General features: G+C 68.5%; 14 protein-coding genes, 2 tRNA genes and 3 rRNA genes. 7 read left to right on the top strand and 12 right to left on the bottom strand.

Annotated elements, in window-relative coordinates:
- Positions 1-145: 145 nt before the first annotated feature.
- Positions 146-1,318, top strand: coding sequence for an acyl-CoA dehydrogenase family protein (locus CEQ11_RS03680; protein WP_088477778.1), 1,173 nt, complete (start codon positions 146-148; stop codon positions 1,316-1,318).
- A 120-nt stretch (positions 1,319-1,438) separates the two neighbouring features.
- Here the strand turns inward: CEQ11_RS03680 and CEQ11_RS03675 are convergent.
- A tRNA-Thr gene (locus CEQ11_RS03675) sits at positions 1,439-1,512 on the bottom strand.
- 60 nt (positions 1,513-1,572) lie between these two features.
- Entirely contained in the window at positions 1,573-2,460 is an 888-nt protein-coding gene (locus CEQ11_RS03670; protein WP_227718719.1) for a DsbA family protein, read from the bottom strand.
- A 201-nt stretch (positions 2,461-2,661) separates the two neighbouring features.
- Between CEQ11_RS03670 and CEQ11_RS03665 the strand changes: the two genes are divergently transcribed.
- On the top strand, positions 2,662-3,951 hold the full coding sequence (locus tag CEQ11_RS03665) for a DUF4032 domain-containing protein (RefSeq protein ID WP_088477776.1): 1,290 nt from the start codon (positions 2,662-2,664) through the stop codon (positions 3,949-3,951).
- An 18-nt stretch (positions 3,952-3,969) separates the two neighbouring features.
- On the opposite strand, the gene treZ is transcribed toward CEQ11_RS03665, so the two are convergent.
- From treZ to CEQ11_RS03640, 5 genes are all read right to left on the bottom strand, one after another.
- Complete coding sequence (gene treZ / locus CEQ11_RS03660; protein WP_227718718.1) at positions 3,970-5,979, bottom strand: malto-oligosyltrehalose trehalohydrolase; 2,010 nt, start codon at positions 5,977-5,979, stop codon at positions 3,970-3,972.
- Positions 5,976-8,579 carry a malto-oligosyltrehalose synthase gene (gene treY, locus CEQ11_RS03655; RefSeq protein WP_227718717.1) on the bottom strand — a complete coding sequence of 868 codons (2,604 nt, stop codon included), beginning with the start codon at positions 8,577-8,579 and terminating at the stop codon, positions 5,976-5,978. Before treY ends, treZ begins: the two co-directional genes overlap by 4 nt.
- A 67-nt stretch (positions 8,580-8,646) precedes the next feature.
- Entirely contained in the window at positions 8,647-9,126 is a 480-nt protein-coding gene (locus tag CEQ11_RS03650; protein ID WP_070637965.1) for a hypothetical protein, read from the bottom strand.
- 32 nt (positions 9,127-9,158) lie between these two features.
- On the bottom strand, positions 9,159-10,175 hold the full coding sequence (locus CEQ11_RS03645) for an aldo/keto reductase (RefSeq protein WP_227718716.1): 1,017 nt from the start codon (positions 10,173-10,175) through the stop codon (positions 9,159-9,161).
- Positions 10,176-10,194: 19 nt separating this feature from the next.
- Positions 10,195-10,761 (bottom strand): hypothetical protein, encoded by a 567-nt coding sequence (locus CEQ11_RS03640; RefSeq protein WP_088477774.1) that lies wholly within the window; start codon positions 10,759-10,761, stop codon positions 10,195-10,197.
- Positions 10,762-11,101: 340 nt separating this feature from the next.
- Between CEQ11_RS03640 and CEQ11_RS03635 the strand changes: the two genes are divergently transcribed.
- The 4 genes from CEQ11_RS03635 (at position 11,102) to CEQ11_RS03620 (ending at position 15,154) form a co-directional block, all read left to right on the top strand.
- Positions 11,102-12,004, top strand: a complete 903-nt coding sequence (locus CEQ11_RS03635) for a fumarylacetoacetate hydrolase family protein (protein ID WP_088477773.1) — start codon at positions 11,102-11,104, stop codon at positions 12,002-12,004.
- Positions 12,001-12,753, top strand: coding sequence for an NAD(P)-binding domain-containing protein (locus tag CEQ11_RS03630; RefSeq protein WP_088477772.1), 753 nt, complete (start codon positions 12,001-12,003; stop codon positions 12,751-12,753). The genes CEQ11_RS03635 and CEQ11_RS03630 overlap by 4 nt, the downstream gene beginning before the upstream one ends.
- Positions 12,754-12,802: 49 nt before the next feature.
- On the top strand, positions 12,803-14,506 hold the full coding sequence (locus CEQ11_RS03625) for a DUF5129 domain-containing protein (RefSeq protein WP_088477771.1): 1,704 nt from the start codon (positions 12,803-12,805) through the stop codon (positions 14,504-14,506).
- A gap of 147 nt (positions 14,507-14,653) precedes the next feature.
- The gene (locus CEQ11_RS03620; protein WP_088477770.1) at positions 14,654-15,154 is read left to right on the top strand and encodes a carboxymuconolactone decarboxylase family protein; all 501 of its coding nucleotides are present in this window, start codon (positions 14,654-14,656) and stop codon (positions 15,152-15,154) included.
- A 95-nt stretch (positions 15,155-15,249) separates the two neighbouring features.
- On the opposite strand, the gene CEQ11_RS03615 is transcribed toward CEQ11_RS03620, so the two are convergent.
- A tRNA-Pro gene (locus CEQ11_RS03615) sits at positions 15,250-15,326 on the bottom strand.
- A 291-nt stretch (positions 15,327-15,617) separates the two neighbouring features.
- Here CEQ11_RS03615 and CEQ11_RS03610 point away from each other — a divergent pair.
- Complete coding sequence (locus tag CEQ11_RS03610; protein WP_067191572.1) at positions 15,618-15,971, top strand: hypothetical protein; 354 nt, start codon at positions 15,618-15,620, stop codon at positions 15,969-15,971.
- Between the two features lie 215 nt (positions 15,972-16,186).
- Here the strand turns inward: CEQ11_RS03610 and rrf are convergent.
- From rrf to glgB, 4 genes are all read right to left on the bottom strand, one after another.
- Positions 16,187-16,303 (bottom strand): 5S ribosomal RNA (gene rrf / locus CEQ11_RS03605).
- A gap of 173 nt (positions 16,304-16,476) precedes the next feature.
- Positions 16,477-19,570, bottom strand: a 23S ribosomal RNA gene (locus CEQ11_RS03600).
- A 434-nt stretch (positions 19,571-20,004) separates the two neighbouring features.
- Positions 20,005-21,528, bottom strand: a 16S ribosomal RNA gene (locus CEQ11_RS03595).
- The 16S, 23S and 5S rRNA genes sit together here, the layout of an rRNA operon.
- Positions 21,529-22,283: 755 nt before the next feature.
- Positions 22,284-24,563, bottom strand: a complete 2,280-nt coding sequence (gene glgB / locus CEQ11_RS03590) for a 1,4-alpha-glucan branching protein GlgB (RefSeq protein ID WP_088477769.1) — start codon at positions 24,561-24,563, stop codon at positions 22,284-22,286.
- Positions 24,564-24,583: the final 20 nt, after the last annotated feature.

Genomic DNA, 24,583 nt, shown 5'->3' with positions numbered 1-24,583 from the left:
GTCACGCGGAAGACTGTTTCAGCCAGTGAACGGCCCTTCGTGGACCAGCGGCCCGAAGCCCGCACAGGCGTGGCACGCAGCGCGCCTGGAGAACCAGACATGCACCGCGCGGGCGCGGTGCCCTCGCCCATCGAAGGAGACGACGATGTCCCAGACCGCAGCCGACCTTCCCAGCGCGGACCTGCTCGACCTGCGCGCGGAGCTCTCCGCCGAGGAGCGCTCCCGCCTGGAGCAGATCGAGGAGCATCTGCAGACCGTGGTGCGCCCGGCCGTGATCGAGCCCTGGACCCGGGACGAGTTCGTCCCGGACCTGCTCCCGGGCCTCGGCGCCCTGGGCCTGGGCCGGATCTTCACCGACGGCTCCTCCGCCCTCTTCCAGGGCCTCGTGCACGCGGCCATCGCCCGCGTGGACCTGTCCCTGTCCGCCCTCGTCGGCATCCACAACGAGCTGATCGTCGGCACGATCGCCCACCTCGGCTCCGAGGAGCAGAAGGAGGAGTGGCTGCCGAAGCTCGAGGCCCTCGAGGCCATCGGCGCGTTCTGCCTCACCGAGCCGGAGCACGGCTCGGACATCGCCGGCGGCCTGGAGACCACCGCCGAGCGCACCGAGGACGGCTGGACCATCCGCGGCTCCAAGCGCTGGATCGGCGCCGGCACCCTCGGGCAGATCGCCCTCGTGTGGGCCCGTGACACCGCGGACGAGCAGATCAAGTGCTTCCTCGTGCCCACGGACAACCCGGGCTACAAGGCCACGAAGATCGAGCACAAGACCGGCCTGAAGATCATGCAGAACGCGGACATCGTGTTCGAGGACGTGAAGGTCGGCGAGGACGCACTCCTGCCGGGCGCCACCACCTTCGCGCAGGCCAACGACCTGCTCCTGGCCTCCCGCGCCTGGGTCGGCTGGCAGGGCGTCGGCGCCCAGCAGGCCGTGTTCGACATCCTCCGCTCCTACGCCCTCGAGCGCGAGCAGTTCGGCAAGCGCCTGGCCGGCTTCCAGATCATCCAGCAGCACATCGCCGAGATCGTCGGCAACCTCATGGCCGCGGCCGGCATGATGCGCCAGATCGCCCGCCTGGGCGAGTCCGGCGACCTCGTGATGATGCACGCCGCCGCCGCGAAGTCGACCTCCACCCGCCTGGCCCGCGCCTCCGCCGCCCTCGGCCGGGACGCCCTGGGCGGCAACGGCATCGTGGCCGACTACGAGATGACCAAGGTCATGAACGACATCGAGGCCATCTACTCCTACGAGGGCACCTACGCGATCAACTCGCTGATCGTGGCCCGCGCCGTCACCGGAGTCTCCGCCTTCCGCTGAGCCGCCGGACGCGCAAGGACCCCCGGAACCGCGGTTCCGGGGGTCCTTGCGTGTGCGGTGCCCGATCGGATTGTCAGCAGGATGGTCATGCTCGACACCCCATGACCCCGCATCTTCCAGAGCCCCCTACCGGATTCGAACCGGTGACCCTCTGTTTACAAGACAGATGCTCTGGCCAGCTGAGCTAAGGAGGCGAGGAGGACCCGCCGAGCGCGTCGGCGGGTCCTCTCAGCGTACCGGGTGCGGCGTCCGGGTCACTCGCCGCCGAGCTGGGCGTCGGTGAAGTCCTGGAAGGACTGGTCCTGGCCCTCGACGGCCCAGTTCTTGCCGTTGACGAAGACGGTCGGGGTGCCGCGCACGCCGGCCTCCTGGGCCTTGGCGGTCGTGTACTTCACCATCGGGCGGTACGTGTTGTCCTCGATGCAGGAGGAGACGTCCGCGCCGGCGGCGGAGGCCATCTCGGTCAGCTCCTCGTCGGAGAGGCCGGCGCCGGACTTCTGGGAGAAGCTGGCGAACACGTCGGACACGAAGGCGTCGTAGGACTCCGGGGACTCCTCGGCCACGCAGTAGGAGGCGGCGGCGGCACGGGAGGAGTAGTTGCCGGTGCCCGGGTTGTCCAGGAAGCCGAGCATGCGGTACTCCACGGTCGCCTCGCCCTCGGCGATCAGGCCCTGCAGGTAGGAGTGGTTCGCCTGCTCGAAGTCGGCGCAGTACGAGCAGTTGAAGTCGGCGTAGACCACGATCTGGGCCGGCTCGCCGTCGGCGGGGGCCTCGGCGCCCGGGACGGACTCCGGCTGCTGGTCGGTGGCCTCCTCCGGCACGTCCACGGCGGCTGCGTCGACCTCGCCGCCGAGGCCGTCCTCCGGCTCGCCGAGCTCCTGCGCACCGGTCATGACCACGCCGCCCTGCTGGTTGGCGGTGGAGGCGGCCCTGCCCTGGTCCGGGATGTCCTGGGAGCCGCGGGTGAGCACGAAGGCGATCACCAGGCCCACCACCAGGACGACGGCACCGATGGTGCCCCAGATCGCGATGGTGCGGTTGCGGCGCTCCCTGCGCCGCTGCTGCTCCTGCATCTGACGGGCGCGGGCGCGCGAGTCGGCCACGCGCTCGGCCTTCGTCTTCCGGGAGTTGTTGGTGGCCACGGGTCCTCCTTGAGGGACGGGTGTTCTCATGCGGCGTCCCCGCACCCGGCCGCGCAGGGCACACGGCGGCGCCGTGACGGAACGCGTCGAGCGGGGTGAACTGCCATGTGAGCATACTGGGCCGATCTGGGAGGATCGTGGTCCGGGCCGACGCGCGTCACGTTCCGGCCCGTCCCGATCGCCGTCACGAGGAGACCCGCCATGGCGAGCACCGCCCGCACCGGCCTGTCCATCACCGCGCCCGGCCGCGCCTCGGGGCCGGCGGCGAAGCTGCTGACCCTGCCCTGGTCCGTCCCGCTGGCCCAGTGGCCCGAGGACGTGCTGGCGGCACTGCCCCGCGGCATCTCCCGCCACGTGGTGCGCTTCGCCCGGCTCGGGGACGCGACGGTCGCGGTGAAGGAGACCACCGAGGACCTGGCGTTCCGCGAGTACCACCTGCTGCGCGCGCTGGAACGCAAGGAGGTCCCCTCGGTGGAGCCGGTCGGCGTGGTCACCGGTCGCACGGATGCGAACGGCCGGCCGCTGCCGGCGATCCTGGTGACGAAGCACCTGCGCTTCTCCCTGCCCTACCGCGCCGTGTTCTCCCAGCGGATGCGCCGGCCCACCCTGGTGCGCCTGATGGACGCGCTCGCCCTGCTGATGGTGCAGCTGCACCTGGAGGGGTTCTTCTGGGGCGACGTCTCCCTGTCCAACGTGCTGTTCCGCCGGGACGCCGGCGCGTTCGCCGCCTATCTGGTGGACGCGGAGACCGGCGAACTGCGCGAGCGGCTCTCGGACGGCCAGCGCGCCCATGACCTGGAGGTGGCCCGCACCAACGTGGTCGGCGAGCTGATGGACCTGGCCGCCGGGGACATGGCGGACGCGGACGTGGACCCCTTCGAGACCTCCGAGATGCTCGTGGAGGCCTACACCCGGCTCTGGGAGGAGCTGACGGCTGACACGGAGTTCACCCCGGACGAGGCCTGGAGGGTGGAGGAGCGCATCCGCCGCCTCAACGAGCTGGGCTTCGACGTGGAGGAGTACGCTCTGCGCCCGGTGGACGACGGCGCCCGCCTGGTCCTGCAGCCGAAGGTCGTGGACCCCGGCCACCACCACCGCCGGCTCATGCAGCTCACGGGCCTGGACGTGCAGGAGAACCAGGCCCGCCGCCTGCTGCAGGACATCGAGTCCCGCCGGCAGGCCGTCTACCCGGACGCCTCGGAGTCCGAGGCCGCGCACCGCTGGCTCGTGGAGATCTTCGAGCCGCTGGCCCGGCAGGTCCCGAAGGACCTGCGGCACAAGCTCGAGCCGGCGGAGGTGATGCACCAGGTGCTGGAGCACCGCTGGTACATGGCCGAGCGCCAGGAGCGCGAGGTGCACTTCTGGGAGGCCGTGGAGGACTACATCGACCAGGTCCTGCGCGCCCGCCGGGACGAGGACGCGGTGGTCCTCCACCCGACCACCACCATGCTGAAGGCGATCCCCACGCCCTTCGCCTCGGACGACGCCTGACGCATCGTCGTCCCGGGCTCAGCCCCGCTGCAGCAGGAGGAACCCCGGGGCGGGCAGGACGTCCGGCACCGCGGTGAGCGGGCCGTCGTCGTCGTGCCCGGCGAGCAGCTCGACGCCGACGAGGTCCTCCGGCAGGGGCATCGGCTCCTCGCCGAGCGCCGCCAGGAGCACGACGACGGACCCGTCGCCTCCCCCGGCCGTCCGACGGTCCCAGCGCACCCACCGCTGTTCGGCGGCAGACTGCACGGCGGTGGCGGCGCGCCGCGGCTCGGTGAGCTGCGGCACGGTGCGGCGCAGACGGATCAGCTCGCGGTAGGTCCCGCGGATCCGGGCCCCACGCCCCGCCACGGCCTCGGCGCGGTCCAGCACGGCGGAGTCCCGCGTGGCGGTCTGTTGCGGGTCCGGCACGGCCGCCTCGTCCCAGCCGTGCGCGGCGAACTCGCGCCGGCGTCCGGTGCGCACCGCCTCGGCGAGCTCGGGCTCACGGTGGGCGGTGAAGAACGGGAACGGCGCGGAGGAGGCGAACTCCTCCCCCATGAACAGCATGGGGGTGGCCGGCCCGGTGAGCAGCAGGGCGGCCGCGGCGGCCAGGGCCCCCTCGGAGAGGGCGGCGGCAGTGCGGTCGCCGGCGGCGCGGTTGCCCACCTGGTCGTGGTTCTGGATCGAGGAGACGAACGCGTGGTTCGGGACGTCCTCGGCCACCGGGCGGCCGTGGTCACGGCCGCGGAAGGAAGAGAAGGTGCCGTCGTGGAAGAACCCCGCCTCCACCGTCTTGGCCAGGGCGCCGTCGGCGGCGAAGTCGGCATAGTAGCCGTGGGTCTCCCCGGTGGTGGCCACGTGGATCGCGTGGTGGACGTCGTCGTTCCACTGGCCGGCCAGGCCCAGCCCGCCCGCCGCGCGTGGGGTGATGAGGGAGGCGTCGTTGAGGTCGGACTCGGCGATCAGCGGCAGCGGGCGGCCCAGCTGCGCGGCCAGGGCGTCCGCGTGGGCGGCCATCTCCTCCAGCAGGTGCACGGCCCGGGTGTCGCGCAGGGCGTGCACGGCGTCCAGCCGAAGCCCGTCCACGTGCATGTCCTTCAGCCACAGGGTGACGTTGTCCAGGATGAACCGGCGGACCTCGTCCGAGTCCGGTCCGTCCAGGTTGGGCCCCTCGCCCCAGCCGGTGCCTGCCGACAGGTAGGGGCCGAAGACGCCGAGGTAGTTCCCCGAGGGGCCGAGGTGGTTGTAGACCACGTCCTGCACCACGCCGAGGCCGCGCGCGTGGGCGGCGTCCACGAACCGGCGGTAGGCCTCGGGGCCTCCGTAGGACTCGTCCACCGCATACCAGCCGACGCCGTCGTAGCCCCAGTTGTGCTCACCCCCGAAGCTGTTGACCGGCAGCAGCTCCACGTGGGTGACGCCGAGCTCGGCGAGCTCGTCCAGGTGCCCGATCGCCGCGTCCAGTGTGCCCTCGGCGGTGAAGGTGCCCACGTGCAGCTCGTAGAGGACGGCGCCACGCAGGCCGCCGCCCTGCGGTGCGGACGGGTCCCGCTCCACGCCGTCCGGGCCGGCCCAGCCGGCGTCGGTCCACGCGAAGTCCGCCGCCTCGACGTCCCGGCGGGAGGGACCGTGCACGGTGTCCGGCTGTCGGCGGGAGCGCGGGTCCGGGACGGGGGCGGACCTGTCCACCCGGTAGCCGTAGCCGGGGTTCGCCCTGCCGGCGGCCTCCTCCACGTCCGCCGCCGGCGTCCACCAGCCGCCGCCGGCGCGCTCCATGCGCACCGCTGCGCTGACGGGCCAGCGGTCCTCGGCGTCGTGCAGCTCGCCGGGCTCGGTGTCCACCAGGACGATCTCGACCGTCTCGGCATGCGGCGCCCACACGGCGTAGGGCACCTCGCGCGCGGCGTCCGCGGCCGCCTTGGCCTGGGCACCGGGGTCCAGCCGGGCACCGTCCAGGCGGGACCAGGCGGCGCCGCCGGTGACTGCGGCGTCGTTGTACGGGGTCTGCTCGGCCGGGGCCATCGGCCCGGTCACGGAACGGTCGGTCATGCGGTCTCGGCCTCCTCGCCGGCGGTCTCCGGCAGCGCGGTCTCGGTCTCGGTCTCGGTCGTCTCGTCCCGCAGCAGCAGCGCCACGGCCCCGGTGCCGGCCACGGTGCCGTCCTGCCCGGTGCGCGCCAGCAGATCCGCCAGGCGCACGCAGCCGTCCCCGCCGACGGCCACGAGGCGGTCGGTCAGCACCTCCCGCCAGGGCCCGGAGGGCAGCTGGACGACCGTGTCCCCGAAGCCGCCGGCGGCGGCCAGGGCGAGCGGCTCACGGACCACGACGACGACCGCCCCGCCCCGGTCGACCGCGATCGCCTTGTCCGCGGCCGCGCCGGTGACGTCCAGCGGACGGGCGCGGGTGAAGGCGTGCGGGCGGTCCCGGCGGGCACGCAGTGCGGCGGCCACGACGGCCAGCTTCGCAGCATCGGCTGCGTCTCCGCTCGCGGCGGTCCAGGCCAGGCCCTCGGCGGTCGCCTCCAGCACCGGGCCGGCCGGAACCAGACCGGCGTCGATCCGCTCCAGCAGGGCGGCGCGGCGCTCGTAGTCCACCGGGCGGCGGTTGTCCGGGTCGACGAGGGTGGGGGTGGGCAGCTCGGTGCCCTGGTACACGTCCGGGACGCCGGGGCCGGTGAGCTGCAGCAGCTTCTGGGACAGCTGGAGCACCTGGCCGGTGGCCGCGATGCGGTCGGCGAAGGACTGCAGGACCTCGCGGACCCGCCCGTCCTGGGCGCAGGCGGCGTCCATGGCGGCGGTGACGCGGGCCTCGTAGTCCTCGTCCTGCGCGGTCCACGTGGTGTGCCGGCCGGCCTCGCGGGCCGCCTTGAGGGCGAAGTCCACGAGGCGCTGTGGCTCCGGGGCGGTGCCGTCCACCGGCCACACGCCGAGCACGGACTCCCAGAGCAGGCGGGCAAAGTCCGGATCCGCCAGCGGATGCAGCCGGTCGAGCTCGTCGAACGCCTCCGCCCAGTCGTCGGCGTGCTCGGCGAGCGCCATGATCCGGGCGCGGGTGTCCTCGCCGCGCTTGGTGTCGTGGGTGCTCAGCGCGGTCATGGCGTGCGGCCACTCGGCGCAGCGGCGGGCCCAGGCACGCAGCAGCGCCTCGGCGTCTCCGCCGGCGTCCGAGGGGTCGCCGCCGACCTCGTTGAGGTGGGCCCAGCGGGTGTAGCGGTAGAAGCAGCGGTCCTCCACGCCCTTGGCCATGACCATGCCGGAGGTCTGCTGCATGCGTCGGGCCGCCGGATGGGCCGGGTCCGTGAGCAGCGGAGCGAGCGCGTCCAGCACCCCGGCCAGCTCCGGGCGCGCCGCGGCGGCATCGGCCAGCGCGCCGTCCAGCCGTGCCCGGCCCGTGGGCAGGTAGGTGCGGTACACGTGCAGGTGGGCCATGACCTCCCCGAGGGCCGCGGCCAGGTCTGCCTCCGCGGCGGAGGCGAGGGCGCCGTCGTCGGGAAGGCTCCGGCGGACCTCGCGGACCAGGCGGGCGGTCTCGGCGGCCAGCTGGCCGGCGGCCACGTCCCGCTTGGCCTCGAGCACCATCGAGTTCCAGCGGTCCTTCTCAGCGGCGTCCTCCTCGGCGGTGCCGGCGGCGCGGGCCGGGGTGAGGGCACGGTCCACTGCGCCGAGGGCGTCGTAGCCGGTGGTGCCCTCCACGTCCCAGGCGGCCGGGAGGTCTTCGCCGGGCTCGAGGATCTTCTCGATCCAGATCGGCCCGCCCGGCAGCAGGCGGCGCAGGCGCTCCACATACTGGCCCGGGTCGGCCAGGCCGTCCGGGTGGTCCACGCGCAGGCCCTGGACCCAGCCGTTGTCGATCCAGCGGGCCACCTCGGCGTGCGTGGCCGCGAAGACCTCGGGGTCCTCCACGCGCACGCCGGCGAGGGTGGTGATGGTGAAGAAGCGGCGGTAGTTCAGCTGCGCGTCGCCGCGGGTCCACGGCACGAGCCGGTAGTGCTGGCGGTCGTGGGCGGCGCGGGCGAGCTCGTTCTGTGCCCCCTCGTCCCCGGCATCTGCGGCATCGGCCCGCTCCCCCAGCGCGGCGCGGGCGGCGTCCAGGCTGCCCGGAGCCAGGGGCAGGACGTTGTCCCAGTAGCCGAGGGCAGGCTCGCCCTCATGGTCCACGATCCGCAGGTGCGCCAGCTCGGCCTCCGGGTCCTCCTCGGTGCCCTCGCCGAGGATCGGCACCATCACCCTGCCGTCGAAGGCCCCCCAGTCCACGTCGAACCAGCCGGCGTGCGCGGCGTCCTGCCCGTGCTGCAGCAGGTCCCACCAGGCGGGGTTCGCGGCGGCGGTGGCCACACCCACGTGGTTGGGGACGATGTCCAGGACCAGGCCGGAGCCGGCGGCCTCGAGGTCCGCGGCCAGGGCGGCGAAGTCCTCGTCCGTGCCGCGGGAGGGGTCCAGGGTGGTCGGATCCACCACGTCGTAGCCGTGGGTGGAGCCGGGCTCGGCGGCCAGCAGCGGGGACAGGTAGATCCAGTCCACGCCGAGGCGGCGCAGGTAGGGCACCAGGGCGCGGACGCGGGCCAGGTCCATGCTCGCGTCGACCTGGAGGCGGTAGGTGGAGGAGGGGATGCGACGGCCGGACGATGCGGCGGGAACGGTGCTGCTCACGGCAGCGACGCTAGCAGGCGGGTGCCCGTCCGGGCTGCGGGTGCGCGCCCGGTGCCGGCACGTGGGGTCACATCCCGCCGGTGCCGGGCTCGCCCAGGATGTCCTCGCCGATCCGGGGCTCGCCGGTCGTCTGCTCGACCATGACCAGCTCACCGACGGCGGTGTGCCCGTCCGCGTAGGTGAGGTCAGCGGTGAAGGACGTGCCCGTCTGCTTCACGTTCGTGACCTCCACGATCTCGGGGTACTTCGCCTTCACGTTGCTCTCGAAGGCCGCCCGGTCCTGGATGAAGACCACCACGCCCATGACCGCCGCGGCCGCCGCGAGCACGGCGAAGCCGTACCCGACCCGCCGCTGGATCGCGGTGTCGTGCAGCAGGTTCGGGTCCACGTTGCGACTCTCCCGGGCCGAGTGGGCGCGGTGGCGGCGCACCCGCACGACGGCCACGAGGATCAGCGTCAACGCGATGGCCCCGCAGATCAGCGTCGCCCACAGGCCGACCCACGGCAGGGTGAAGCTGATCGTCTCGTAGTGGATGTTCTCGTCCATGGCGGAATCCGTTCGCAGGGCCCAGGGGGCGGTCAGGGCAGGGCAACACCGCGGGCCGCGGTGAGCAGTCGGTACCAGTCTGAATGGTCGAGGGCCGCGGCGGCGTCGTCCGCGCGTGAACACGCCGCGATGCGCCCCGGGTCCATCGTCCCGACCACCGGCCGCACGTCCCACGGCAGCCGGCGAAGCCAGCCCAGCACCACGGCTTCACCCGGCAGCCCGAGCCGCTCGGCGATCTCCTCCACGACGACGGCCGCCTCCTGTTCGGGGCTCCTCGCCTCGTCCGTGGTGCGGCGGGTGTAGCGTCCCTGGCCCAGCGGACCCCACGCCTGCAGGGCGATGCCTTCGTCCGCGCACCACTGCGGCAGCGTGGCCGCTCCGGAGGTGGGGACGGCGTCGTCGTGGTTGGCGAGCACCGCGGCCTCCACCAGGGCCCGGTGGTGCAGGCCGAGCTCGACCTGCACGCAGTCCAGGCCGGTGCCGTCCGCGGAGAGGCTGCGCAACGCCGTGTGGAACCGCTGCGCCCGTTCCCATGGCAGGTTGGAGACGCCGAGGCGCTCCACCCGGCCGGCCTCGCGCTCGGCCAGGAAGGCGCGGACGGTGTCCTCCACCGGGGTCAGCACGTCCGGGCGATGGATCAGCAGGGTGTCCACCCGGTCCGTGCCGAGGCGTTCGAGCGAGGCTGCGAGCGAGGCCTTCAGGTGGTGCGGCGAGGAGTCGTAGCGGGTGGTCGGCGCGGGGCAGGTGCCGGGCGCCGCACCCGGCGGCCTGGTCCCCGGCAGCACGATGCCGCACTTGGTCTGCACCCGCAGTCCGTCGCGGACCTGTGGGGCGAGGCCGGCGAGCGCGGCGCCCACGGCGCGTTCGGAGTCGCCGTCACCGTAGATGTCCGCGGTGTCCAGCACGCCCACGCCCGCTGCCAGCGCGGCGTGCAGGGCCGCCGCGGCGCGCACCGAGCGCTCCCCGTCGGTGCCCCACCCCATGGTGCCGAGCACGAGGGGCGAGGCGGTCTGCCGCGGCGCGCGGACGTCGTCGTGGTGCAGGTCCATGGCGGTCATGGTGCCACGTTCAGCCGCTCAGCTCCGGGTACTCCGCCAGCACCTCGGGCGGGATCTGCGTGGCGGTGGGGACGCGGCGGTCCTCGACTGTCACCAGGACGTCCGGGACCACGATCGCGTCGTAGACGTCCGGTGCCAGGTCCGGACGCGCTTCCGGGCGACGCCAGTGCAGCTCCACGAGGTAGCCGCCGTCCACCGCCTCGACCTCGTCCGCGACGATCAGGGCCGCGCCGTAGCGTGCCTTGAGGTTGTCCCGCAGGTTCACGTGGGCCTCGTCCCGGGTGTGGAGGCCGAGGAAGCCGAGCAGGAGGAACCCGCACGCCGCGACGATGCCCGCGGTGCACACCAGCTCCCAGCGGCGCAGGCGCCGCCAGTCGTCCCGCTCCAGGGTGCGCCGCCGGTCCGCTCCGGGACCTGCGGCGGCCTCGGCGGCGCGGATGGACTCCCGTTCCTCGGCGGCGCGGCGCCGGCCCCACACGAACAGGCCGATGCCTGCGACCAGCAGCAGCACCGCGCCCACGTAGAGCGCCCAGGGCTCCCAGGTGTAGACGGTGCGGTAGCCGTAGACCAGGACCACGGCGTCCTCCCCTCCTCCGGTCAGGACGAGCGCGCGCTCAGTTCTGCTCCTCGAGTCTGTTCCTCGAGCTCGACCTGGACGCCGCCGACGAACGGCTCGTCGTCCGACCTTCTCTCGTTGCACCTCGGCCGCCCAGGGCCGAGCGGGCGGAGCGGGAGCGGGGACCGGACGGCCCCGCCGGGGGCGCTCCACAGGTCCACCTTAGCAAGACGGTGTGAGCCGCATCACGCGGCGAGGCCGTTCCGCGGCCGGGCGCAGGGCGGGGCCGCCCGGCGGGGATGCCGCGCAAGGGGTACGACCCGGTGCCGCCGATCGGCCCGGCTGTGATGTGATGGGACGCATGAAGCTCGCCACGTTCCGCCGCCCGTCCGAGGACGCCGCCTACCCGGGCAACACGTTCGCCGCCGTGATCACCGCCGTCGACGAGGCCGATCCGCAGATCGCCGTCGAGGCCGTGGAGATCGAAGGCTGTACGGACGTGGGCGAGTACCTCACCGCCGAGCCGGCCGAGCAGCGCCGTATGGTCGAGGAGGCCCTGGCCGCCGCCGAGCAGGACCGCGCCCGCGTGCTGGAGGTCTCCACCCTCATGTACGACACCCTCGTGCCGTTCCCCACCAAGGTGATCGGCGTAGGCCTGAACTACCGGGAGCACGTCAAGGAGACCGGACTCGAGGCCCCCGAGCACCCGACCCTGTTCGCGAAGTTCGCCCAGTCCCTCACCGGAGCCCTGGACGACGTGGAGATCCCACAGGAGGACCACCGCCTCGACTACGAGGGCGAGCTCTGCATCGTCATCGGCGAGCCGGGCCGCCGCATCCCGGAGTCCCAGGCCGGTGAGCACATCGCCGGCTACGCCGTGGCGGACGACGTGTCCGTCCGCGGTTTCCAGGGCCGCACCTCCGAGTGGCTGCAGGGCAAGGTCTGGGACGCCTCCACTCCGGTGGGCCCCTGGCTGGTGACGCCGGACGAGTTCTCCTCGAAGGCCCAGATCACCACCACGGTCAACGGAGAGAAGCGCCAGTCCGCCAAGGCGCTCGACGTGGTGTTCACCCCCGAGCAGATCGTCTCCTACATCTCCCAGATGGTGACCCTGCACCCGGGCGACCTCATCATGATGGGCACCCCGGCCGGCGTCGCCCTCGGCCGCAAGGGCAAGGACGGCAAGCGCCCCTGGCTCGTGGCCGGTGACGTCGTCGAGGTGGAGATCTCCGGCCTGGGCCGTCAGCGCACCGAGATCCGTTGAGCGGCTCCACACCGACCTCCGCGCCCGGTCTGCCCGACTCCGTCGGGATCCTCGGCGCCGGCCGGGCCGGCACATCGCTGGCCCGCGCCCTGGCACGCATCCCCCGGCTGGCCCCCGGCACGGACGCCCCGCGCGTGCTCCTGGCCGCCACCCGACCGCCGGCCGCACTGCGCCACCACCTGGGCATCTACGCGCCGGAGGCCGAGGCCGTGCGTCCCGACCAGCTCGCCGCGGACACGCAGCTGACGGTGATCGCCGTCCCCCGCGAGGACCTCGACGAGATCGAGGTGCCCGACCTCGTCGGCCCGCGCACGCTGGGCGTCGTGGACCTCACCAACTCCTGGGGCGGCTACGGCCTTCCCGACGACGTCACCTCCTTCCTGCCCGACGTCGCCGGCGGCTCCCGGCCGGGCGACGACACGCTCGCCGTGGCCGCCTGGCTGCGCGACCGGGGCGTCACCGTCCCTGTGCTGCGAGCCTTCTTCGACATCTCGCACCACGACCTGGACAGCGCCGGCAGGGCCGAGGAACCCCTCCGCGCGCTGGCCGTCGGCAGCGACCACGGCGGCGAGCAGGCCCGGGCGGCGCTGGCCTTGCTCGTGGCCGCCATGGGCTACGCCCCGGTGCAGTTCACGGGCCTGCGCCGCGCCGCCGTCGTGGAGCCGGAGGGCCCCGGCTTCGGCGGGGAACACACCGCCGACGAGCTCCGGCACCTGCTGGACACAGCCTCCTCTCATCTAGGGTGGTGAGCGCGGCCACGCCGGCCGTGAACTGGACAGCCCGCACTGGAGGAACGCCATGAGCCGAGCCGACCGCCCCGAGATCCGCGCCACCGAGGCGAGCACGCCGCCGCACGGCTCGTCCGCGCGTCTCGAGGCCGACGGGCCCCGCCTCCCGGTCGCGGTGGCGGCGGGCGCCGTCCTCGGCCTGGCCATGCTCGGCCCCTCCCAGGCCCTCGCGGAGACGACGGCGGCCGGCGGGCCGTCGCGCTCCGGGGGGACGGCCGTCGTCGGCGCCTCCCTGCTCTCCGCCTCGGCAACGGGGCAGGAGCACGGGCCGGCCGCCGCCGAACAGGCCGCCGGTGAGCGGAGCACCGACCGACAGCCGATCACCGAGGTGGTGCTGGACGACACCGCCGGGATCATCGATCCGGCTCAGCTGGAGCGGGACCTGGCGGAGATCGAGTTCCGCGGACCGGTGAAGGTGGCGGTGTACACCGAGCGCGGCGTGAGCCTGGACCACCTGAGCGACGACCGCGCCTCCCAGGAGTTCAACGGCCGTGTGCTGCAGCACGCCCGCTCCGCACGCCCGGAATGGATCAGCCCGGACGGGCAGAAGTGGGCCGACGGGCTGCTGATCTACGCCCTGGACCCGGACAATCGCATCATGGGCGTCTACGCCGGCGAGGACCTCGACCTGAGCCTGGGGCAGCAGGAGAGCATCCGGGAGGCGGCCACCGGCGCCGCCCGGGAGGCCAAGTGGACCGACGCCGCCGTGGACGCCGTGGACGAGGCCGCCGAGCTGATCGCCCGCCCCTGGTACCAGAACCCGGTCGTCTACCTGGGGGCCGGCGGCGTCGCGCTGGCCGGCGGCGGCGTCGGTGCCGGTCTGGCCTACCACCGCAGAACGCTGCGGAAGCAGACCCGGAGCAATCTCGAGGCGTCCCGCACCCACCTGACCAACGTCACCATGGACATGGAGGCCACCGAGGTCAACGCCTCCACCGTGCCCACGGACAACCCGTACGGTGCCGCGCTCATGGAGCGCTTCCGCGGCTTCAAGCAGCGCTCCATCGACCTCACCGAGGAGCTCGAGAGCCTCGAGGCACTCGACCGGAAGCAGCACCACAAGGCCGACATCGTCCGCCGCGCCTCGCGGCTGAAGACGGAGGCCCAGACCCTCGACGCCCTCGACGACACCATCGGCGCCGCGAACACCTTCCTCAACCGCCACCCCGGATGGGAGGATGCCTGGGACCTGCAGACCACACCCCTGCGTGAGGACCTCGACGGCGCCGAACAGCTCCTCGACGACCTGGACTCGTCCGTGCACGGCTCCCCCGCCGCCCAGGCCCTGAGCTCCTCGGTGACGAGCATGAGGCAGCGGCTGACCGCCCTCGGCGCGGAGCTGTCCGAGCAGCGGACCACGCCTGAGGCGGCCCTCGACGAGCTCGACCGGATGCGCCAGGACTTCACCGATCGCCTCGACGCCCTGGCCGAGGCGCAGATCGACGCCTACGCGAAGACGTCCAAGGAGAGGGTCGCCATGCGCCGCAGCATGGACGACCAGCGCCGCACGCGCAGGCCCGGGCGAAGCGGATCCATCCTGGACACCACCCACGACTCCGGCTTCTACTGGCGAGTCTGGTCCTACAGCGCCGGCTACAACGCCGGGCGGAGCTCCGTGGACGAGTCCCGCAGCAGCTCCTCCTCGTCCAGCGGCACCGGCTACGGCAGCGGAGGCGGCAGCTTCTCCGGCTCCGGGTCCTCCGGGCGCTTCTGAGTCGTGACCGACCGCTCCTGGTTGCAGAGACGGGCGCCCGTCCACGCCGGACATCGCCTCTGACGCCGAGCCGACGCCGGTGAGGGACAGGCCGAGGAGGACGGGAAGACCTGGCGGGGAGGCCGTCGTCGTGCTTCAGTGTCCGGTATGAGCACCGATGCGCCCACGCCGGCGGACGACCGCGAGGACCCGCTGCGCTTCTACTTGGACAAGGCGTCCCCTGAGGTGTGGGATGCCATGACGGCCCTGCGCAAGGCCGTGGCGGCGTACGCAGAGGACGCGGAATTGGACGCCGAGCTCGTGGAGCTGATCTCCCTGAGGATCTCCCAGATCAACGGCTGCGCCTATTGCCTGGACATCCATACCCGCCTGGCGGAGAAGGCCGGACTGAGCGCCCAGCGGATGACCCTGCTGCCGGCGTGGGAGGAGGCCGGAGACGTCTACACGCCGCAGGAGCGGGCCGCTCTGAGGCTGGCGGAGACGGCCACCAGGCTGCCGGAGACCGAGGAGCAGCAGGTGGCGCAGATGATGGCCCACGGGGACCTGACGGACAGGCAGTACGCGGCGGTCCAGTGGATCGCCGTGACCATGAACGCGACGAACCGGATCAGCATCCTCTCCCACCATCCCGTGAAGAAGAGGGGCTGACGCGGCGAGGACGCGACGTCCCTCCTCACGCGAGCTCGAATGGTGGCCCCGGACACGACGAAGCCCCCGCTCTGCTGAGCAGGGGCTTCCCCATATGGTCGGGGTGACAGGATTTGAACCTGCGGCCTCGTCGTCCCGAACGACGCGCGCTACCAAGCTGCGCCACACCCCGTCGGACACGCTTGCGCGTTTCCAACAGAGGACAACACTACCAGCGTCCCCAGCCGCGCGCAAAACGGAAGCACGCGGATTCTGGTGGAGAGCCGGACGTCCTGCAGGACGGGCGTCCCTGCTCTCACTCCTGACAGGATGGGACACAGACCAGAGACCTGAGAATTCAAGGAGGACGACGGCGATGGGACGTGCACGACGACCGTGGTGGAATCCCTTCGCAAGCCCTGGTGCGGCCTCATCCGGGCATCACGACGCCGCAGGAGAACAACACCAGTCGCTGACCGACTCTGTGGAGCAGCTGCGGACGCTCCTGAAGGTCGAACGGACCCGGCTGCGCCCGGACACCTGGCAGCGTGCCTCACAGATCGTGGAGCGCACAGCGGAGCTCCTCCCCCAGTGGACGGAACTCACTGAAGGACGGGCAGCCGAGGCGCTCGTCGTCGACGACGTGGTGTGCCGGCACCTGCCCCGACGCCTGGAGGCCTTCCTCGCCGTCCCCGACTCCCAGAAGCCGACTGCTGCACCGGAGCTGCTCGAGCAGTTGGAGCAGCTGGAACAGTCCCACCTGAAGGCAGTACGCAGACTCCACGCCGTCTCACGAATCCGGCTGGAGTCGCTGCGCGCGCAGCGCGGGGACACCTGACGCAGGCCCGCCTGGGTGCAGCCACCCGGCGCCGGCACAACGGGCACTGGTCCAGCCGGCACCGACAAGAGAAGGCCCCGCGCACCAACACACCACGCCCACACACACCCGAACGCCGCACCCACACGGCAGGCCCGGCACCAACAAAACCAAGCCACACAAAAAAAGGGGAGGCCCCGCACCACACAGGTACGGGGCCTCAACCCACAAAGAATGTCCGGCGGCGACCTACTCTCCCACAACCTCCCGGTTGCAGTACCATCGGCGCTGTGGGCCTTAGCTTCCGGGTTCGGAATGGAACCGGGCGTTTCCCCCACGCTATGACCGCCGTAACCCTAGAACCACACCCCCAACACCCAAACAACGGAACGGGGGCGGGTAAACCTCACAAGTCACAACACATCGCGACACATATTCACTTACACGCTCAAGCAACCATACACCACAGTCACCCAAGGCTGCAATCAGACAACCGCACAGTGGACGCGAACACCACAACAAAAGTGTTTGTAAGTCATCGGCCTATTAGTACTGGTCAGCTCCACACGTCGTCAGTCCGTGCTTCCACATCCAGCCTATCAACCCAGTGTTCTAGCTGGGGGCCTCACACCCTCAAAGGGGCAAGGAAATCTCATCTCGAAGCCGGCTTCCCGCTTAGATGCTTTCAGCGGTTATCCATCCCGAACGTAGCTAATCAGCCATGCACCTGGCGGTACAACTGACATACCAGAGGTTCGTCCGTCCCGGTCCTCTCGTACTAAGGACAGACCTTCTCAAATTTCCAACGCGCGCAGAGGATAGGGACCGAACTGTCTCACGACGTTCTGAACCCAGCTCGCGTACCGCTTTAATGGGCGAACAGCCCAACCCTTGGGACCAACTCCAGCCCCAGGATGCGACGAGCCGACATCGAGGTGCCAAACCATGCCGTCGATATGGACTCTTGGGCAAGATCAGCCTGTTATCCCCGAGGTACCTTTTATCCGTTGAGCGACGGCCGTTCCACAACGAGCCGCCGGATCACTAGTCCCGACTTTCGTCCCTGCTCGAGCTGCCACTCTCACAGTCAAGCCCCCTTGTGCACTTGCACTCAACACCTGATTGCCAACCAGGCTGAGGGAACCTTTGGGCGCCTCCGTTACCATTTGGGAGGCAACCGCCCCAGTTAAACTACCCATCAGGCACTGTCCCTGACCCGGATCACGGGCCGAAGTTAGATATCCAGAGTTACCAGAGTGGTATTTCAACGATGACTCCACCAACACTGGCGTGCCGGCTTCACAGTCTCCCACCTATCCTACACAAGCAACACCGAACACCAATACCAAACTATAGTAAAGGTCACGGGGTCTTTCCGTCCTTCTGCGCGTAACGAGCATCTTTACTCGTAATGCAATTTCGCCGAGTTCACGGTTGAGACAGCGGGGAAGTCGTTACTCCATTCGTGCAGGTCGGAACTTACCCGACAAGGAATTTCGCTACCTTAGGATGGTTATAGTTACCACCGCCGTTTACTGGGGCTTAAATTCTCCGCTTCGCCGAAGCTAACGGGTCCTCTTAACCTTCCAGCACCGGGCAGGAGTCAGTCCGTATACATCGTCTTACGACTTCGCACGGACCTGTGTTTTTGATAAACAGTCGCTTCCCCCTGGTCTCTGCGGCCCCTACCCCCTCACACCAGCACGTGGTGCTCAAGGTCAGGGCCCCCCTTCTCCCGAAGTTACGGGGGCATTTTGCCGAGTTCCTTAACCATGATTCTCTCGATCGCCTCAGTATTCTCTACCTGACTACCTGTGTCGGTTTCGGGTACGGGCGGCTAGAACCTCACGCCGATGCTTTTCTAGGCAGCATAGGATCACCGGATCACCCACATGGTGGGCGCCCATCAGGTCTCAGGCACACAACCGGCGGATTTACCTACCGGCAGCCCTACACCCTTAGACCAGGTCGATTCCATTGCCTGGCCCGGCTACCTTCCTGCGTCACACCTGTTAATGCGCTTGCCTCCTCGGTTCAGGTCCCGCGCTCCACACCACACGCCCTGCTCAAAGAACAAGGTCGAGGATGCTTCGGGCGGTTAGTATCACCGAATCAGCATGGACGGTCCTTCACCGGTACGGGAATATCAACCCGTTGTCCATCGACTACGCCTGTCGGCCTCGCCTTAGGTCCCGACTCACCCAGGGAAGATTAGCTTGACCCTGGAACCCTTAGTCATCCGGCGGACGGGTTTCTCACCCGTCTTTCGCTACTCATGCCTGCATTCTCACTCGTGCACAATCCACCAGAAGTTACCCGCTGGCTTCACCTCATGCACGACGCTCCCCTACCCATCCAGAAAAACTGAACGCCACGGCTTCGGCGGTGTACTTGAGCCCCGCTACATTGTCGGCGCGGAATCACTTGACCAGTGAGCTATTACGCACTCTTTCAAGGGTGGCTGCTTCTAAGCCAACCTCCTGGTTGTCTCAGCAACTCCACATCCTTTCCCACTTAGCACACGCTTAGGGGCCTTAACCGGTGGTCTGGGCTGTTTCCCTCTCGACTATGAAGCTTATCCCCCACAGTCTCACTGCCACGCTCTCACTTACCCGGCATTCGGAGTTTGGCTGAAGTCAGTAACCTTGTAGGGCCCATCGTCCATCCAGTAGCTCTACCTCCGGGAAGAAACACGTGACGCTGCACCTAAATGCATTTCGGGGAGAACCAGCTATCACGGAGTTTGATTGGCCTTTCACCCCTACCCACAGCTCATCCCCTCCATTTTCAACTGAAGTGGGTTCGGTCCTCCACGCGCTCTTACACGCGCTTCAACCTGGCCATGGGTAGATCACTCCGCTTCGGGTCTAGGACACGCGACTCAACGCCCTATTCAGACTCGCTTTCGCTACGGCTACCCCACACGGGTTAACCTCGCCACGTATCACTAACTCGCAGGCTCATTCTTCAAAAGGCACGCTGTCACCTGAACACGCAGGCTCCAACGGTTTGTAGGCACATGGTTTCAGGTACTATTTCACTCCCCTCCCGGGGTACTTTTCACCATTCCCTCACGGTACTGATTCACTATCGGTCAACAGGTAGTATTCAGGCTTACCAGGTGGTCCTGGCAGATTCACACGGGATTCCTCGAGCCCCGTCCTACTCGGGCAACCACTCAACAGCGGCGGAACGCATTACAACTACGGGACTGTCACCCTCTACGGTCGACCATCCAAGATCGTTCGTCTATACGCCCGCACCTCACCGCGACGTGCCGGCAGACACGCCAAGAGCAGGCCCACAACACCGCACATGCAACCCCTGCCGGGTATCACACACATACGGTTTAGCCCCATCCGCTTTCGCTCGCCACTACTCACGGAATCACTTTTGTTTTCTCTTCCTGTGGGTACTGAGATGTTTCACTTCCCCACGTTCCCCCAACCGGCCTATGTGTTCAACCGGTGGTCACACGACACGTCGTGCGGGGTTTCCCCATTCGGAAATCCTGGTCTCAACGTCCGGTTATCGACTCCACCAGGCTTATCGCAGATTCCCACGTCCTTCTTCGGCTCCTGTTGCCAAGGCATCCACCATGCGCCCTTAGAAACTTCCAAACACTAGAAGTCCAAAAAATGAGCATAAGATGACATCATTCTCGGCATCACCACACCTCACCAAACACCCCACACAACGTGGGACACTCAGATCAACGATGCAGCAACAAAAATAAGATGCTCGCGTCCACTATGCAGTTCTCAAACAACAACCCCCACACAGCCCCACACCAACACACAGTCGATGCTTCACCATGCGAAGACTCAACCAGGAAACAACGTCACACCCACACAGGATGTGCCTGCTGTCCCAAAACCCAACAGTGTGCCAACACCAGCACGCACCACCAGCACCCAAAGCTTTCCAACAACCCACAACAGCTGCGTACTCACCAGAGGCCGGCACCACCACTGGCACCATTCATTGATGTTCCACCCATGAGCAACCGACCATCACACACTCGGTGATGCCATCGGCACTAAATGCTCCTTAGAAAGGAGGTGATCCAGCCGCACCTTCCGGTACGGCTACCTTGTTACGACTTAGTCCCAATCGCCAGTCCCACCTTCGACGGCTCCTTCCACAAGGGTTAGGCCACCGGCTTCGGGTGTTACCGACTTTCGTGACTTGACGGGCGGTGTGTACAAGGCCCGGGAACGTATTCACCGCAGCGTTGCTGATCTGCGATTACTAGCGACTCCAACTTCATGGGGTCGAGTTGCAGACCCCAATCCGAACTGAGACCGGCTTTTTGGGATTAGCTCCACCTCACAGTATCGCAACCCATTGTACCGGCCATTGTAGCATGCGTGAAGCCCAAGACATAAGGGGCATGATGATTTGACGTCGTCCCCACCTTCCTCCGAGTTGACCCCGGCAGTCTCCCATGAGTCCCCACCATCACGTGCTGGCAACATAGAACAGGGGTTGCGCTCGTTGCGGGACTTAACCCAACATCTCACGACACGAGCTGACGACAACCATGCACCACCTGTGAACCCGCCCCAAAGGGGAAACCGTATCTCTACGGCGAACGAGAACATGTCAAGCCTTGGTAAGGTTCTTCGCGTTGCATCGAATTAATCCGCATGCTCCGCCGCTTGTGCGGGCCCCCGTCAATTCCTTTGAGTTTTAGCCTTGCGGCCGTACTCCCCAGGCGGGGCACTTAATGCGTTAGCTGCGGCGCGGAAACCGTGGAATGGCCCCCACACCTAGTGCCCAACGTTTACGGCATGGACTACCAGGGTATCTAATCCTGTTCGCTCCCCATGCTTTCGCTCCTCAGCGTCAGTTACAGCCCAGAGACCTGCCTTCGCCATCGGTGTTCCTCCTGATATCTGCGCATTCCACCGCTACACCAGGAATTCCAGTCTCCCCTACTGCACTCTAGTCTGCCCGTACCCACCGCAGATCCGGAGTTAAGCCCCGGACTTTCACGGCAGACGCGACAAACCGCCTACGAGCTCTTTACGCCCAATAATTCCGGATAACGCTCGCACCCTACGTATTACCGCGGCTGCTGGCACGTAGTTAGCCGGTGCTTCTTCTGCAGGTACCGTCACTTTCGCTTCTTCCCTACTGAAAGAGGTTTACAACCCGAAGGCCGTCATCCCTCACGCGGCGTCGCTGCATCAGGCTTGCGCCCATTGTGCAATATTCCCCACTGCTGCCTCCCGTAGGAGTCTGGGCCGTGTCTCAGTCCCAGTGTGGCCGGTCACCCTCTCAGGCCGGCTACCCGTCGTCGCCTTGGTGAGCCATTACCTCACCAACAAGCTGATGGGCCGCGAGTCCATCCAAGACCGAAATTCTTTCCAACACCCACCATGCGGTGAATGCTCCTATCCGGTATTAGACCCCGTTTCCAAGGCTTATCCCAGAGTCAAGGGCAGGTTACTCACGTGTTACTCACCCGTTCGCCACTAATCCACCCCAGCAAGCTGGAGCTTCATCGTTCGACTTGCATGTGTTAAGCACGCCGCCAGCGTTCATCCTGAGCCAGGATCAAACTCTCCGTAAAAAAATTACAGAACAACCAGTCAACAGCCGGAAGAACCATCAACCAGTCAATTCAATCACTGGCATGCCATCGACACAGACACACGGGGGTGCGTCCGCCGACAGCCACCAATCAATAAATAATTGGCATCAACAAACTTGGCACACTATTGAGTTCTCAAACAACAGGCGCTTCCGACACTCAGCTCGACCCGCCATCGCGGCGCTTCACTCCGGAGCAACTTCTCCATCTTAGCCGACCGACCAGAGAGTGTCAACTTGATGTTCTCAAGTCATTCACCATCCGGCCGTGGCAGACAAGGATTAACCTTACCACCACCAACCCGGTCCCTGTCAAACCCAACCGCTGGCTGCAACACTGCCAACCGGATCCTCCAGGACTCACACCAGCCGGCACGAACCAGAAGGCCTCCACGACCCCAGACACGAACCGCACTGACACACCAGGCGATCAGCTCTTCAAGAATACCCCTTCACTTCCCCAAGGAAATGACCGGGATGCTGACGTGAACACGGCCAACAACCGCTTGTTTCTCGTGTTTTCTACGGAAACCGTGGTACTCACTCCGACGCTGCGAACTGATCCGTTCCGCGCCTCAGCACGAGAAAGAACTCTACACACATCCCCACCCACACGCAAAATCGGAGCTGAGTCCGGCACCTGCCACCCCGGATTCCGCGGTATTCCGCGGTTTCTGGCGGGGCCTGGCACCGTTTGCGCCGGCACACGAACACCTACGTGAGCGGTGTCGTCGGTCACATCGTGCCGCACCGTGGACGCAGCCACAGTGTGGTCAGCGCCGGCACGTTCACCACCACGGAGTGGTCTTGTCCGTGCCACGGCGTGTCTTCTGCCGTCACCGTGGACATGCTCCGCTGCGCGAGAAGCGCGTCCTGTGCCGCAGCGTCCTCCGCTCTGCCGGCCAACGCGGCATCCGAGGTGTCGAGCACGATCTCCCACTGCCCCGCCGACGGTACGCCCAGGCGGTAGCCCTGACGCTCCACTCCGGAGAGGTGGGTCAGGCAGACGAGGTCCCGGCCGTCGTCGTGCCCGGCGGCGGCATGCCGCACGAAGGCGAGCAGGTTCTCCTGAGCGGCATCCTTCTCCAGCCAGGTGAATCCGTCCGGCGTGTGGTCCGCGGACCACAGGGCCGGTGTCTGGCCGTACTGGCGGTTCAGTTCCCGCACCGTCAGCTGCACGCCGCGGTGCTCGGGCGCCCAGGAGGCGCCCCAGTCCAGGCCGTCGCCCTCGGACCATTCGGAGGGCTGGGCGTACTCACCGCCCATGAACAGCAGCTTCTTGCCCGGGTGCGCCCACATGTATGCGAAGTACGCCCGCAGGGTGGCCAGCTGGACGCTCCGATCGCCGGGGATCTTCGTCAGCAGCGAGCCCTTGCCGTGCACCACCTCGTCATGGGATAGGGGCAGCACGTAGTTCTCCGAGTACGCGTAGACCATGGAGAACGTCCACTGCCCGTGGTGCCACGAGCGGTTCACGGGGTCCTCGCCGAGGTAGGCCAGGGTGTCGTGCATCCAGCCCATGTTCCACTTCTTGCCGAAGCCCAGGCCGCCTGCGTCCACCGGGGCAGAGACGCCCTCGAACGCCGTGGACTCCTCCGCGATCATGTGGATGCCCGGATGCGAGCGGTACGCGGTGGTGTTCACCTCGCGCAGGAAGGCGATGGCCTCCAGGTTGTGGTTGCCGCCATGGACGTTCGGCTCCCACTCGCCCTCGTTGCGGGAGTAGTCCAGGTACAGCATCGAGGCCACGGCGTCCACGCGCAGCCCGTCGATGTGGAACTCCTCCAGCCAGTACAGGGCGTTGGCCACCAGGAAGTTCCGCACCTGTGGCCGCCCGTAGTCGAAGACGTAGGTGCCCCAGTCCGGGTGCTCACCGCGGCGCGGGTCCGGGTGCTCGTACACGCAGGAGCCGTCGAACCGTCCGAGCGCGAACTCATCCTTGGGGAAATGCGCCGGGACCCAGTCCACGATCACACCGATGCCCGCCGCATGCAGCGCGTCCACCAGGTGCTTGAACTCGTCCGGGGTGCCGAACCGGGAGGTCGGCGCGTAGAAACCGGTCACCTGGTAGCCCCAGGAGCCGCCGAACGGATGCTCGGCCGGGGGCAGGAACTCCACATGCGTGAAACCCAGCCACGTCACGTACTCCACGAGCTGCTCCGCCAGCTCCCGGTAGCCCAGGCCCGGACGCCAGGATCCCAGGTGCACCTCGTAGACGCTCAGCGGCTGCTCGTGCGGGTCGGTCTGCGCACGGCGCTGCATCCACTCGCGGTCCCGGAACGTGTACTCCGAGTCCCAGACGCGCGACGCGGTGGCCGGCGGCACCTCGGTCCAGCGGGCCAGCGGGTCCGCCTTCTGCCGCCAGTGGCCGTCCACGCCGAGGATCTCGTACTTGTAGCGGGTGCCGTGGCCGACGCCGGGCACGAACAGCTCCCAGACGCCGGAGGCGCCCAGGCTGCGCATCGCCTGCACGCGCCCGGACCAGCCGTTGTGGTCCCCCACCACGCGGACGGCGCGCGCGTTCGGCGCCCACACCGCGAAGGAGGTTCCGACGACGGCCCCGTCGTCTGAACGGCGCACTCTCGCTCCCAGCGCCTCCCAGAGCCGCTCATGGCGGCCCTCCGCGATCAGGTGCAGGTCCAGCTCGCCGACGGTCGGCAGGTGCCGGTACGGGTCGTCCTGCTCCTCGACGTCACCGAGGGCGCCGTCCTCCCCGACCGGGTAGGCCACGTGCACCCGGTAGTCCCCGGCGGAGACGCCGGCCGCCGCGGGGATCGGGGCCACGCCGACGAAGACGCCGTCGTGCTCATGCTCGAGCTCCACGCGCACGCCGTCCCCGGCGCGCACGACCTCGACCGTCCCCGCCAGTGGGCGCAGCACGCGGTAGGTCACAGCGGTGCCGTCCGGGTGCGGGTGGGCGCCCAGCACGTCGTGGGGAGCGTAGTGGCGGCCCTGCGCGACGGCGGCCAGCAGCTCCTGCTCGACGGGCAGCGGGGCGGGGGACGGGGTGCTCATGCGGTCCTCTCGGTGGCGAA

Source organism: Micrococcus sp. FDAARGOS_333, from assembly GCF_002206575.2.
Taxonomy (GTDB): Bacteria; Actinomycetota; Actinomycetes; order Actinomycetales; family Micrococcaceae; genus Micrococcus; species Micrococcus lylae.
The sequence above is the reverse complement of the archived record's forward strand: the minus strand, read 5'-3'. Positions and strand labels throughout refer to the sequence as shown.

What these genes read in the sequence shown, in the direction of transcription:
- CEQ11_RS03680 (WP_088477778.1), top strand. Translation starts at nt 146, where the DNA reads ATGTCCCAGACCGCAGCCGACCTTCCCAGCGCGGACCTGCTCGACCTG.
- CEQ11_RS03665 (WP_088477776.1), top strand. Translation starts at nt 2,662, where the DNA reads ATGGCGAGCACCGCCCGCACCGGCCTGTCCATCACCGCGCCCGGCCGC.
- treZ (WP_227718718.1), bottom strand. Translation starts at nt 5,979, where the DNA reads ATGACCGACCGTTCCGTGACCGGGCCGATGGCCCCGGCCGAGCAGACC.
- CEQ11_RS03650 (WP_070637965.1), bottom strand. Translation starts at nt 9,126, where the DNA reads ATGGACGAGAACATCCACTACGAGACGATCAGCTTCACCCTGCCGTGG.
- CEQ11_RS03645 (WP_227718716.1), bottom strand. Translation starts at nt 10,175, where the DNA reads ATGGACCTGCACCACGACGACGTCCGCGCGCCGCGGCAGACCGCCTCG.
- CEQ11_RS03635 (WP_088477773.1), top strand. Translation starts at nt 11,102, where the DNA reads ATGAAGCTCGCCACGTTCCGCCGCCCGTCCGAGGACGCCGCCTACCCG.
- CEQ11_RS03625 (WP_088477771.1), top strand. Translation starts at nt 12,803, where the DNA reads ATGAGCCGAGCCGACCGCCCCGAGATCCGCGCCACCGAGGCGAGCACG.
- CEQ11_RS03620 (WP_088477770.1), top strand. Translation starts at nt 14,654, where the DNA reads ATGAGCACCGATGCGCCCACGCCGGCGGACGACCGCGAGGACCCGCTG.
- glgB (WP_088477769.1), bottom strand. Translation starts at nt 24,563, where the DNA reads ATGAGCACCCCGTCCCCCGCCCCGCTGCCCGTCGAGCAGGAGCTGCTG.